This window comes from Streptomyces sp. NPDC002911 (assembly GCF_053591835.1).
The window spans coordinates 53,686-66,922 of the sequence record NZ_JBSFUO010000017.1 but is presented as its reverse complement, the minus strand read 5'-3'; the positions used below and the strand labels follow the sequence as shown (position 1 = coordinate 66,922).

5 protein-coding genes and 1 pseudogene are annotated in these 13,237 nt (G+C 72.1%); 2 read left to right on the top strand and 4 right to left on the bottom strand.

Annotated elements, in window-relative coordinates; translation table 11 throughout:
• Positions 1-655: 655 nt before the first annotated feature.
• Both ACWD04_RS24005 and ACWD04_RS24000 read left to right on the top strand, forming a co-directional pair.
• Positions 656-1,402 (top strand): thioesterase II family protein, encoded by a 747-nt coding sequence (locus ACWD04_RS24005; RefSeq protein ID WP_451135121.1) that lies wholly within the window; start codon positions 656-658, stop codon positions 1,400-1,402.
• Positions 1,403-1,608: 206 nt separating this feature from the next.
• Positions 1,609-2,853, top strand: a pseudogene (locus tag ACWD04_RS24000) (amidase); the annotation flags it as partial.
• Between the two features lie 51 nt (positions 2,854-2,904).
• On the opposite strand, the gene ACWD04_RS23995 reads toward ACWD04_RS24000, so the two are convergent.
• From ACWD04_RS23995 to ACWD04_RS23980, 4 genes are all read right to left on the bottom strand, one after another.
• Entirely contained in the window at positions 2,905-3,606 is a 702-nt protein-coding gene (locus tag ACWD04_RS23995) for a 4'-phosphopantetheinyl transferase family protein (RefSeq protein WP_451135119.1), read from the bottom strand.
• Positions 3,607-3,629: 23 nt separating this feature from the next.
• Complete coding sequence (locus ACWD04_RS23990) at positions 3,630-3,908, bottom strand: hypothetical protein (protein ID WP_451135105.1); 279 nt, start codon at positions 3,906-3,908, stop codon at positions 3,630-3,632.
• Between the two features lie 217 nt (positions 3,909-4,125).
• A complete protein-coding gene (locus ACWD04_RS23985) occupies positions 4,126-6,384 on the bottom strand; it encodes a UvrD-helicase domain-containing protein (RefSeq protein ID WP_451135103.1) in 2,259 nt (752 codons plus the stop codon).
• On the bottom strand, positions 6,381-13,136 hold the full coding sequence (locus tag ACWD04_RS23980; RefSeq protein WP_451135101.1) for a DEAD/DEAH box helicase: 6,756 nt from the start codon (positions 13,134-13,136) through the stop codon (positions 6,381-6,383). Before ACWD04_RS23980 ends, ACWD04_RS23985 begins: the two co-directional genes overlap by 4 nt.
• Between the last annotated feature and the right edge of the window lie 101 nt (positions 13,137-13,237).

Genomic DNA, 13,237 nt, shown 5'->3' with positions numbered 1-13,237 from the left:
GAGCCGACGCATATCGGAGAGACGAGCGCCACGGACGGTGCCACTTCGATTCTTGCGCATGATTGAGTCCGACCCGCCCCTCGCGCCCGGCACTTCACAGTGTCCGAACGACCGTCTTTCTCGCCCCTGAAGGCCGTACCGAATGTTCCGCGCGAGCGGGCCCCAGGTTGATGCCGGGCGGCTCGCCTCCCCTGCCCCGCCCCCCTGTCACCGATGTGACGAGCCGAAGCTCCGACAAAACCGGTCACAATGAAAGGAAGTCTTACAGGAACAAGCGAACAAGACAAGCATAACGGGTGGCTGAAATTGATCTACGAACCGCTCCGTGATCTCGGACACGTTCCCGTCACGCGGCGAGGGCGTGATCCGGTACCGATTCCGGTGGCGCCGACGGGTGTCGCGAGGGACGAGTCAGGTTCGCCCGGAAGGCCTTGACGAGGTCAGGCCCGCCCTCACGGTCTTCGTAGCGGACGCTTGCACTGCCCGGGCGGAGCGCATGTTCAGATGGAGGCCACCCCGGCGCGCGCCGGGCACCGGCCCGTGTGATCGGGTTCGACGCATCGTTCGATATCGGATGTTAAAGATCAAGTTAGGGTAGCCGTCGCTTCAGTAAGAGCTTGTACGTCGAAGGGTGAGAGCTGTGGCTGAACTGCCCATGAGCAGCGGCTGGATCCGCCGGTTCCACGCGGCGCCGGAGGCAGGTACCCGTCTGGTCTGCTTCCCGCACGCCGGTGGGTCGGCCACGTTCTACTTCCCCGTCTCCCGGGCGATGGCCCCCGGCGTCGACGTTCTGGCGGTGCAGTACCCGGGCCGGCAGGACCGCATGAACGAACCGCATGTGGACGACATCGCGACCCTGGCCGACCGGATCACCGAGGAGCTCGTGCGCTGGGCGGACCGGCCGCTGACCCTGTTCGGCCACAGCATGGGGGCGACGATAGCCTTCGAGGTCGCGCGGCGGCTCGAAGTACGGGGGATCGTGCCGCTGGGGCTGTTCGCGTCCGGGCGCACGGCGCCCTCGCGTCATCGCAGCGAACGGGTCCATCTGCTCGATGACGACGGGCTCGTCAGGGAGTTGCGGCGGCTGAGCGGCACCGACATGGAGGTGCTCGCCGACGAGGCGGTCCTGCGGATGGTCCTGCCGGCCATGCGCAGCGACTACCGTGCCGTCGAGACGTACCGCTACGAGCCGGGGCCCCCGCTGAACTGCCCGGTCGTCGCCCTGACGGCCGACGACGACCCCTTGGTGGACGTGGCTGAGGCCAGGGCGTGGGCGCAGCACACGGTCGCCCCGTTCCGCATCCGGGTCTTCACCGGCGGGCACTTCTTCGTCAGCGCACATGCGGAGAGCGTCGTGGGCGAGATCACCAGGCACATCGAGACCGCGAAGACGCGGCACTGACCACACGTCGGCAACGAGGCCAGGAGCTGGGACCACTGGAACTCCACGAGTACGCGTCCTTCGACGCGGTCGGTCTGCGGAAGCTGATCCGGGACGGGGAGGTGAGCGCGGCCGAGGTGGAGCAGGTGGCACGGCTTGCGCTGGAGCGGGCCGACGCCGATCTCAACGCGTTGACCCGGCCGTTGTTCGACCCGTCCCTGGCTCATGAGCCCGACGGGCCGCTGGGCGGGATCCCCTTCGTCATCAAGGACAGCGGCCCCTTCGCCCAGGGCGTGCCGTTCACGCTCGGCAGCCGCAGCATCAACGGCGCCTACGCGGTGGTCGACCACGACCTGATGGCCCGGTTCCGTGCCGCGGGCCTGGCGGCGCTCGGGCAGAGCACCGCTCCGGAGTTCGGGCTGAACTTCGCGACCGAGTCGGTGCGCTACGGCCCCACCCGCAATCCCTGGAACCCCGGGCGCGGCGTGGGCGGGTCGAGCGGTGGCGCGGCCGCGCTCGTCGCCGCGGGCGCGGTACCGCTGGCGCACGCCAACGACGCGGGCGGCTCCATTCGCGTCCCGGCGTCCTCCTGCGGTCTCGTCGGCCTCAAGCCGGGGATCGGGCGCACCCCTTGCGGGCCGCTGAGCGGTGAGGTCGCCTTCGGGCAGCTCGTGGAGTTCGCGGTGACCCGTACCGTGCGGGACACGGCGCATCTGCTGGACGCGGTCGGCGCGCCCCCGGTCGGCGACAAGTACCAGGCGCCACCGCCGGTACGCCCGTATGCCGAGGCCATCCGTACCGATCCGGGGCGGCTGAGGGTGGCACTCACCACCTCGGCGTGGACGGGCGGGTCTGTGGACGCGCAGGTGGCGGAGGCCACGGTGACCGTCGGCAAGGTGCTGGAGTGGATCGGTCACACGGTGACCGAGACCGGGCTGGACGTCGATGGTGAGGCGGTCGTCGAGGCCGCCATGCTCACCGCCGTCACCACAGGTGCCGCAGTGCTGCGGGGCGCACCCCGCCGGCCCGACGTCTCGTCGCTGGAAGCGGTGTCGCGGCGTGTGCTCGCCGAGACCGAGGCGTTCACCGTGCAGGACGTCATGAAGGCGATGGAGGCCCAGAACCGGGTGACCCGGCCCGTGGGCCGGTTCTTCCAGGAGTACGACCTGCTGGTCACGCCGACGCTGGCCCGGCTGCCCGCTCCGCACGCCACCCTGAACTACGACGGTCCACACCATTCGGTGCGCTCCTGGCTGAGTCACATCTTCACGCACGGGCCGTTCACGGCCACCTTCAACGTCTCGGGGAACCCGGCCGTCAGTCTGCCTCTCGGCCAGAGCGTGGAGGGTTTGCCGATCGGGGTGCAGCTCGTCGCGGCGCACGGCCGGGAGGATCTCCTGCTCCAGGTGGCCGCGCAGTTGGAGCAGGCCGTGCCGTGGAAGGACCGCCAGCCGCCGGCGTACGTGGGCTGACCCCCGGGCCGGCCGGGAGGGCGTGCCGCGAGCGGGAGCCGGAGCGCGGAGTCAGGACAGCGGATCTCGCCCACGGACGACGACCGCCGTGGCCAGGAGGCCGGTGCCCTCACCGGCCGAGCTGTGCCACCACCCCTCGAAGCGGTCGATCTGTTTCCCGGAGACGACCGGTCCGGGGACCTTGAGGGTGCCTGTGAAGGTTCCCCGGTCCGGATCAGGCTCGATCACACAATCGCTGAAGTCCAGCCAGCGGCCGGTCAGCGGGTACCAAGCCTTGAAGACGCTCTCCTTGGCGCTGAACAGCAGCCTGTCCCAGGCGATCGCGGGTTCGGCCGCGACGAGCCGTTCGAGGATGCCGCGCTCCTCGGGCAGCACCACCAGGTCCTCCACGCCGTCGGGCAGGGGGGCGTTCGGTTCGGCGTCCACTCCCACCGAGGCGATCGCCGAACGGCGCGCCACCGCCGCGGCGCGGTATCCGTCGCAGTGCGTCATGCTTCCGACCACGCCGTCGGGCCACTTCGGCGCGCGGCTCGCCCACGCCGGACCTTCTCGGGCGGGCAGGATCGGCCCGGGTGCCACGCCGAGCCGGGCCAGGGCGGTGCGCGCGCACCGCCGTACGGTCGCGAACTCCCGCTGTCGTGACTCGACGGCGCCGGCCACGACCTCGGCCTCCTGCGGGAACAGCGCGACGTCCGGTGGGTCGGTGAACAGCTCACTGATCAGCACGTCGTCGATGGACAACCGGGTGAGCAGCCCGCGTCGGCCGGCGGCGGCGGTCACCGCAGGGCCCCCGGTGCGGGAAGCACGCGGCAGAGCCCGGCGGGCCCGACCGGCCGGCTGTGCCACTCGCGCGGGTGACCGGGCGACACCGCGCGGTGGGGCACGCCGTCGCACGCGATCGTGCGCGGGATGTGCGGAAGCCCGTAGACGACGCCGGCCGCGCGGTACCGCACGTGCCCGTCGGCCGTGGCCTCGGTGCCGCACCACGACGCGAACTCCGGGTAGTGCGGGATGCGGGTGGGCTCACGCACCGGCGGGACGTGGTCGACGCTCATCTCGGTGCCCCCGCCGCACCGTGACGGCCGCACTGCCCGTCCTCGTACATACCGCTTCCCCGTCCATGTCCTCTGCGCACACTGCGTCCGCGCACGCCCCGTCCCTGCGCGCCGCCGGCCCGCGACGCGCGGGCGGCACACCGTCGCCCCACTCTATGTGCCCCGGTTCCGGGTGCCCGGGGCACATGGCATGACGCCCGGCGTGCAGCGCCCCCTTTCACCGGGGCGGAAGCAGCGGTACCAGGAAGCGGCTCGGCTCACCGTGCCACGTGATGGTGAGCGCGTCACGGGCGCGGGTCGCCGCGACGAAGAGCAGCGAGCGTGCCCGGTGCAGTTCACGCTGGTGGCGGCTCGGGTCCGTGCGTTCCCAGGCATCCACGGAGGCGCGGGGTACGAGTCCTTCGGCCACCCCGGCGATGATCAGGCAGCGGTACTCCAGCCCCTTGAACCGGTACATGGTGCCGATGTGGACGCCCTGGTCGTTGCGCGGTCCGTCCTGGGTGATCTCGGTCGGCGTGATGCCGCGCCGGGCGAGACGGTCCGCGAGCTGGGTGACCATGTCGTTGGTGGGGACGCAGATCGCCGTGGATTCGCGGGGCACGTCGTGCCATTCACGCAGCTGCTCGACGACGAGGTCCATCTCCTCGTCCCAACTGCGTGCACCACGCAGGGACGGGCTCGAGCCCTGGAGGACGGAGCGGTATCCGGCGATCGTCTCCGCACTGCCGTCGAGGTCGTCGTACTCCGCGTCGTCCAGGACCCGGATGGCGTCGCGCAGGATCTCCCGCGTGGTGCGGTAGCTGAGGGTCAGCCGGGAGGACCGGCCGCGGATGTGGACACCGAGGCTGCCGAGTGTGACCTGGTTGTCGTAGATCCGCTGGTGCGTGTCGCCGACGAGGAAGATGTCGTCGGGCTCGGCCGGCACCATGGCGCGCAGCATCTTCCAGTGGGCGGCGCTGAGGTCCTGCGCCTCGTCGACCACGATGTGCCGGTAGCGGTAACGCAGCCAGGCGCCGGAGCCGGCCTCGACGTGAAGGTTGTCCAGGCCTCCCCGGTCGTCGCGTTCCTCCGACCGCCGGTCGATTCTGGCCTTGCGGGCGATCTCCAGCCGTGCCGCCCGCTCGGCGACCTGCCGGTGGGTCTCCAGCCCCTTGGTCTCCAGGCGCTGGGTGAAACGTTCGGAGAGCTGCCAGATTCCGGCTCGCTCGGCACGGGTGACGCTGCGTCCTCGACCCGCGCGCCGGGCGGCGAAGTAGTCGCTCCGGGAGGTCACCGCCTGACCGAGGATGACCTGGTTCCACTCGTCGCTGAGGAATTCGGCGCTCCAGCGGGCCTCCCCCGCCTCCAACAGCAGCTCCCGCCACTCACGCAAGGCTGCCGTGTCGTCGATCCGCCGCTTGGCACTGCCCGGGTCGGCCTCGCTGACGAGGCGGGTGGCGAGCTGGTCGACGTGGGCGATGTCGACCCGGGCGAGTATGTCGGGGCCGCCGAGTGAGAGAAGCCGGGCGCGCAGGTCGGCGGCGAGGTTCTTGTTGAAGGTGGTGAAGAGGACGGGCTTGTTGCGACCGGGCGGGAGCGCGCTCACCAGGTGGCACACACGGTGGAGGGCGACGATCGTCTTGCCCGTCCCCGGCCCGCCGCCGACCCGTGCCGGGCCGGAGTAGCGCCGGTGGACCAGCTTCTCCTGGGTGGGGTGGAGAAAGATCTTCCACCGCCCGAAGTCGCCCTCCTCCAGGATGCTCTGCAGGGACTCGTCGTCGGTGATCACCACGGTCTGGGAGCGGTCGACGGCCGCCTGCCAGTCGTCGGTGTCCAGGTTCTGCTCGGGTTCGCGCACGGCGACGGGCGCGGTGACCTGGTCCATGACCGCGTCGTAGGGAACACCGTCGTGCAGCCGCAGGAGGACTTCCCCGGTGTGGCGGGGCGCGTACTCGGCGAGACCGAGCAGCTCGTCGTCCGTGGTGAGTTTCCGGACGACCGGGATGAGCGGTTCGGCGACACCGAGGTCCGCGAGCTGTTCGTGGGTGTACGCGGCGAACAGGGGCTGTTCCACCGGCTCGCGCGGAAGGGCGGGTTCCGGAGCGGGCGGCGCGGGTTCGCGGCGCTGCACGTTCTCCTCGACGACCTGGAGGTCGACGTACTCGATGGCGCCGGTGATGTGGTTGATGCCGTAGTTGAGCCGGTCCAGGTTCTTGTGGACGTGGCTGCGGTGCTTGACGGAGACGAGAAGCCAGTCGTCACCGCCGAGGCGGATCATCAGGGCCCGCCACTCGCGGTTGACGCGCGCCGACCAGAGCCGGTCGTGGCCTTCCAGCTGTTTGAGGTCGAAGCCCCCGGCGTCCGGGTTGCGGCGGAAGTCGTGCTGGAACTTGTAGAACGCGCCGAGGACGGCTCGGTCCAGTTTGACGATTTCCTTGTCGGCCTTGTCCAGCAGGCGCAGGGTCACGCCCGCCCTGGGCGCGCCGGTGACCGTCATCGCTCGTTCTCCTCGTGTTCGTCCGTGGCCGGGCCGGCGGCTCCGCTCACCAGTCCGGCGAGTTCGCCGGCGTCCCATTCCGTCGCGGTGCGGACCTGCCAGCCCGCGTCCCGGTAGGCCCGGTCGCGTTGTTCGGCGTCGATGTCCCGGTTGCTGCCCGGGTCCGGCCGGTGCGCGAGGACGACACCGGTCCGCCGCTCCGGCCAGGCGAGTTCGGCGGGCCAGGCGGCTGCTCCGAGTTCGTAGCCGGCCTCGGGTGCGGGCAGGCCGAGGCCGGCGAGGGCGCGGGCGAGGCCGGGGAGCCCGGGGTCGTCGATGAGGTACTCGATGACCTCGTCCCAGGCGGGATCGCGGGCGGCCGCGGGGGCTTCCCCGGCGGTCTGCCCGACGGCCTCGGGTTCATCCGCCCGCCGCTGGGAGGTGAGCCACCCGGCGCCGCCGGTGACCGACAGTCCGGCCGGGTCGAACCCCGGCAGCATGCCGGCCGTGAGCTGGACCCCGTCTCCGTCGCCCGCGTCCAGGAACTGGAGCAGGTTGCTCCAGTAGAGCCAGGCCTGCCAGCGCCGCCGGTGTGCGGCCTCGTCCGCCGTGACCGTGTCCGTGCTGTCGTCGAGCACCGTCAGTGCGGTCCAGACCGCTCCGGTCTGCCCCCTGCGCAGGTCGAGCGCGATGGTGAGCGGACACCCTGACAGGTCCCGGGTCGCCATGACCTGCACGGCGCCCTGTCCTCCGGCGAGCCGCCGCCCGTGCAGCGCCTCGCCGATCCTGCGGCCGGTCTCCTCGCCGTCGGCCAGCGCCCTGCTGGTCGCCGACACGGCGGCGAAGCCCGCGAGCGCGCTCTGGGTGCGGCGCCGCCAGGCGTCGGGGTCCGGGTCGGTGAGGTACCCGATCAGTGTCTCGACGGGGTTGGCCCACACGAAGCGCGACAGGTCCCGGGTGTCTCCTCCGTGCATGCGTCGGTGCACGTCCATGGCCGTCTTCTGCGCGGTGTTCGGGTACGGCTTCCAGACGGGGTCGGCCTGAGGCTTCGTCCGCCCCGTCCACGCCTGCACGTCGTCCCAGGTGAGCTGGAACACCTGCCAGCCTTCCGCCCGCAGGCGGGTGCGTTTGTCCGCGTCGTCCTCGGCGGTGAGGTGCTCGGGGCTCGCGTGGTAGCGGTAGCCGTCGAGGTAGACGGCCACCCGCCGGTCGTCGTCGGTGCTGTGGAAGACGACGTCGGGCCGGGTGAAGCCGAGCGGTGTCTGCGTCTCCATCTGCCAGCCGCGGACCGTGCCGTCGGGTGCGGTGAAGCGCAGGGTCGTGTCCCTGGTGCCGTCGGCGGTGAGCGCGGTGCGCACGCTGACCTCGTCCACCCGCTCGGCCCATTCGAGCAGCCCACGCCGGAAGAGCGCCTCCAGTTCGCTCTCCACCTGGTGCACGAGGGTGATGTCCCTTGCGGTGGCGACGGGTTCGGTACTCCACCGGTCGGCGGTGCGGCCGAAGAGGTCACCGAGCATGTCCAGCGCGTGCTCACGGGAGACGAGTTCGTACTCGCCGTCGGTGACGTGCCGCAGCAGGCAGCGGTGGCACGCGGGACGGCCCTGGCCGACGCACACGCAGGTCTCGATCACCTGGCGGGCGTCGTCCAGGACGCCCCTCAGACCGTCCTGGCCCGCGAGGCGGTGCAGATATCCGGTGCCGCCGGGCAGCGTGTCGTACAGCACGAGGAAGTGACGGCGCAGGGCGGCGTCGCCGTGTTCCTCGGGCATCGAGTCGGTGACGACGGCGAGGTGGTCGGGGTCGCCGCCGTAGCTGCGGGCGATACCGGCCAGCAGCAGCGCCTTGAAGGAGGCGAGCCGTTCCTGGGTGTGGGCGGTGACGGCGGGGATGAGGATGCGCAGGGCGTCGGTGCGCAGCTCGTGGGCGAGCAGCACCTTCTCGCCCCGCCGGGCGGTATCCGCCCCGCCGCGCCGCCTGGGGCACCAGGGCCGGTGGTACTTGCCGTAGACGGCCGCGTCACCGGTGTCCTGGGCGGCGGGGCCGCCGTCGGGGTCCGCGAAGCCGCACGCGTCGCACACCCAGAAGGGGTTGAGGCGGACCTCCCGCCCGGCGAAGGCCGTGTCGGTGCCGCCGTCCACCCGGGTGGCTCCGGTGTTGATGTGGCGGATGCGCGCCTGTCGGGTGAACTCCCATCCGAAGGTGGCGTGTTCGTGCTTCCACGCCTGTTCGACGTCTTTCGCGTCGATGTCGACGGCGGGCACGACGGTGTAGTGCCGCCTCTCCCGCTCGTCGCTGTCGTCGCGGACGCGGACGTCGTCGCGTTCGTCCCGGGAGGTGACGCGGCGCGGCACCAGGACCTTGTGCAGGCAGCCGACGTCACCGATGGCCGCGGACCGGCAGCGGGGGCAGGGCGAGGGGTCCTGCTCGGCACGGTGGGTGCGGACGTGCCCGCAGTCGGGGCATACGCGCCACCAGATCCATGCCGGACGGCCGGGACTGCCGATGTCCAGTCCGGTGACACGGTGCTTGTAGCCCTGGGCGTAGTAGTGGTTGCCGGGGGCGAACTCGGAGAGGGCGAGGCGCGCGGGGCGACTGTGGTGGAGGGTCTTGCTGTGGTCCTTACGGCTGCCGTCGGGCCGCTTCTCCGACCAGGTGAGGGTGGCCTCCAGTTCGGTGGCCGAGTCGATCAGGCTGTAGTTCGGCAGCAGACCGAGATCGACGAGCGCGCCGTGCGCGGTGGTGCGGCTGATCTCGCGGGAGACGCGTGCCACGTCCCGGCGCTCCGCGCGCAGTTCACGTCCCTGCCGTTCGTGGTCGGGGTCGCCTGCGACGAGCAGGCCGTGGGCCCGGTCGATGGCCTCGGTCCGGCGCTGCAGGTCGGCACGGCGGTCCTCCCAGCGCCGGCACGCGGCCTCCAGGGCGCCCCCCAGGCCCTCCTCGCCCGGGCCGGTCGCGTACGTGACGAGGGCGGCGCGGGCCTGCGGGCTGACGCCGGTGTCGCGGCTCTCGTCGTACGGGGGGAAGAGGCCGAGGAAGCCCTCCACCAGCTGCTGCCCCCCGGCGAGCGCGGCCTCGGCGAACTCGGCCTGCCAGGCCGAGGCCCCGAACAGGTCGGTGGCGCGCCCGGGCAGCGGCCGCAGCGGCGTCCCGTCCGGGGCGGTCAGCCGTCCGGCGCCCGCGAGGTCGAGGAGGTGGGCTACGTACTGGCGGCGCAGGATCTCGGCGGCGGACAGGTAGCAGCCGGGCGGCAGGACGTCCCCGGCGATCATGAGCCGGGGTTCTTCCAGGTAGTAGCGGTCGCGCGGACCGCGGTCGACCATGGTCAGCAGGTACGCGTTGCCGGTCGAGCGACCGGCCCGGCCCACGCGCTGGATGTAGTTGGCCGGGCCCTTCGGCAGGGAGGCGAGGACGACGGCCGACAGGTCGCCGATGTCGATGCCGAGTTCGAGGGTGGGGGTGCAGGACAGCACCTGCGGGTTGGCGTAGTGGACGTCGGTGCCCTCGCGGAACGCCTTCTCCACGGCCTCGCGTGCGGCACGGGACAGTGTGCCGGTGTGTTCCGCCGTGTTGATGGTGAAGACACCGGCCTCGCGGTACATGCGCCGGTAGAAGTCGTCGGTGAAGTCCCGTTGCCGCAGGCCGCTGTCGAGGTCCCGGCCGGTGGCGAGGATTCCGGGGCAGCGGTAGCGCGGACACGGCTGTCCGTGCCACTGGTCGGCCAGGTCGGGATGGACGGTCTGCTCCCAGAAGCAGACCGGGCAGTGCGCGGTGGCGTCGGGCAGCGTGTCGTCGGCGAGTCTGCGGACCTGGATGTGTCCGGGCTGGAGGCCGTAGACGCGGGTCGCCCCGTCGAGTGCGGTGCGCACGGCGAGGACCCCGGTGTCGGCGAGGGCGGGCAGCAGCCGGGTCAGGAAGTCGGTGGCGGCCTCCCTGCGCAGCCCGAGGGAGCGTACGGCCCAGTCCTGGTACCAGCCGAGCCGGCCGGTGAGGACGTCGAAGTCCTCACTGCCCTGCTTGGGGGTGCCGAGCAGGAACGCGGGCGCGGAGACCCCGCGGGGGAAGGCCGGCATGCCGGTCTCGCGTCCGCCCCAGATCGCCCATCGGCGTACTCCTGCCTGGTCGAGCCAGGGGTCCAGCCAGGCGTGCCGGACGGCACCCCGGACACGCAGCCGCTCCAGCAGGCCCCGGACGAAGCCGGTGTACCGGTCGGGGCCGGGCACCGACCCGTCGGGCAGGGCGATCTCTCCAGGAGTGGTGAGCAGCGTCTCGCGTACGAGGTCGGCGACGGCGTCGGCGTCGGGCAGGGGCACGTCGGCGGCGACGGTGCGGGTGAGTTCCAGGGTGCGGCCCTGCCGGGACCGCAGGCCGAACTCCATGACGGTGGCGAACGCCAGGCGCTGCGCGATCAGTTCCCAGGTGGCCCGGGAACCGTGGCTGCGTCCGGAGAGCAGGGTGTCCACGCCCCGGATCAGGTGCAGGTCCGGGGGGATGACGGCGGCCTGCACCGCCTTGCTGTCGACGACGTCGGCGATCAGATCGGCGGCCAGATCACTCAGGGTCGTCGGTTCGTCCTCGTCGATGCGGCTGGCGAGCAGCGCGCGCAGCGAGAACGTGTAGGAGCGGCTGGCGACGTATCCGGCGCGGTGGGCGGCGTCCTGCACGGAGTCGTTGAAGAGGAGGGTCTTGTTCTCGCGCTTGCTCTTGTCCAGTTCGCCGCCGGTGAAGAGCTGGGTGACGGCGGCGGCGGCGAGTGCGGCGAGGCCGGTGCCGAGGTAGCGGATGGAGTTGAAGGTGCGGCAGGCGGGGCACTGGTCGCGTTCGGCGGCCCGGTCGCCGTCCAGGTCGGCGTGGACGAACGCGGCATTGTGAAGGGGCCCGGGCCGGCGTGGTCCGTCGCCGCCGGCGGGGGCTGTGAAGTCGGTCTCGGGTGAGAGGGGGCGCAGCCGTCCGCCGGTGCCTTCCAGGACCATGACCGCGGGCCCGCCGCGTCGGCGTTCCGCCCCGGCCGCGAAGGCGGCGTCGTGCACTTCCCGGGGGGTCGCGGCGATCATGTTGCGCACCCGGCGCTTGTCGCGGCCGACCGAGGCGCGGCGGATCTTGGAGGCGTTCAGGTCGAGTTCGGCCGGGTCGACCTCCGGCGAGTAGGCGGCCCAGCCGGAGCGTCCGCACTCGCGGCAGAAGACCGCCGGCAGGAACACCTCGGCGGGCGGTGGGGCGCTGTCGTCGGCCGGTACGGCGGCCTGCTCGGCCGCGCCGGCCGGCACGACGGGGTCCTCCCCGTCGTACGGCGAGGTCCGGGCGGCCGGTCCGTCCTTGCGGGCCAGTGCGCCGCGGGAGGTGACCCGCTCGTCGTCCCAGCGGAACTCCGCACGGGCCGCGCTGATGCCGCGCAGCACACGGGAGACGGACCGCACCCAGTGGTGGATCTCGATGGACAGCAGGGGCCGCCCCGGGTGCTCGGGATCGCGGGCGTACGACAGGAGGGCGATGTAGCGGGCGAGTGCCTGGGCGGCGACGCGCGGCCGCTGCTGCACGGCCACGCCCCAGTGGTAGGCGTAGCGGGGCAGCACCTCGGTGATCTCGGCGAGGGTCCTGGGGGTGCCGTCGAGGATCTCCAGGACCGCGGCGGTGAGCCGGTGGCGGCGCAGCACGCCGCCGAGCTCCTCCGGGCTGGGGCCGCTCAGGCCGGTGAACGCGGCGACGAGGCCGTCCATGGCGTCCGGATCGCGGGTGGGGTCGCCGAGCTCGGCGACCTCCTGCGGGGAGGGGAAAGGCAGTGTGAAGTCGCTCTCGCCGGTGAAGTCCCTGGTGGAGCGCCGGTCCTCACCGACGACCGACTCCGGCGGGAACGGTACGCCGAAGACCTGCCCGGCGACCTCCAGCATGCCGGGCCCGCCGCCCGTCGTCCGCCCGTTTTCGCCGGGGCCGTTCTCCCCCAGCGTGGCCGACGTGGCGACGGGACAGACCGGCCCCAGGGGACGGCCGGGTTCCGCGAGTCCGGTGACGGACCCGAGCCGACGCAGCAGCATGGCGACATCCGTGCCCTGGGCGCCGTCGTAGGTGTGGAACTCGTCGAGGACGACGTACGCGAGCGAGGAGTCCTGCCACAGCCGCTGGTCCTCGGGCCGCTGGAGGAGCAGGTCGAGCATCTTGTAGTTGGTGATCAGGATGTCCGGCCGGGTGCGCCGGATCTCGTCCCGGTCGACGGTGATCGTGGGGTTGGCCTGCTTGAACTCCTGCGACGGCTTGTCGCCGATGTAGAGCCCGGCCCGCACACCCGCATCACGCAGCCGGGTGTCCTTGGGGTCGTCGAGCCGCTTGTCGATGCGGTGGGCCTGGTCGGTGGCGAGGGCGTTCATGGGGTAGAGCAGGATCGCCTTGACGCCCTCCCGGCCCGCCTCACGCTCGCGGCGGCAGTGGTCGAGCAGCGGGATCAGGAACGACTCGGTCTTCCCGGACCCGGTGCCCGTGGTGACGAGGGTGGGCCGCGCCGGCCCGTGCAGTGTGGACAGCCTCTCCCAGGCGAGCTCCTGGTGCCGGTGCGGGGTGAAGTCGCGGGGCCACCAGGTCAGGTGCCGCTGCCAGTCGTCGCCCTCGGCGCTCCGGAAGGGTGTGCGGATGCGGAGGTACGGGCCGCGGAAGATGCCGTCGTCGTCGTCGCCGAGGAAGCCCTCCAGGGCGCGGCGGGTGCTCTCGTCGGCCAGCGCGTACGTCGTCGCGAGGTACTGGCTCAGACTGGCCCGTACCTGGTCGGCGGCGAGTGTGGGACGCACGCGCGGTCCTCCTTGGTGCTGGTGGGGCGGCTGGGAGCGGGGCAGACCGAAGCCGCCCGTATCACCGCCCTACGGTAGCGGGGCGGGCCGGGCGCTCCTGC

Bases quoted from the DNA above. Each gene is read 5' to 3' on its own strand.
- ACWD04_RS24005 (WP_451135121.1), top strand. From the start codon at position 656: ATGAGCAGCGGCTGGATCCGCCGGTTCCACGCGGCGCCGGAGGCAGGT.
- ACWD04_RS23990 (WP_451135105.1), bottom strand. From the start codon at position 3,908: ATGAGCGTCGACCACGTCCCGCCGGTGCGTGAGCCCACCCGCATCCCG.
- ACWD04_RS23985 (WP_451135103.1), bottom strand. From the start codon at position 6,384: ATGACGGTCACCGGCGCGCCCAGGGCGGGCGTGACCCTGCGCCTGCTG.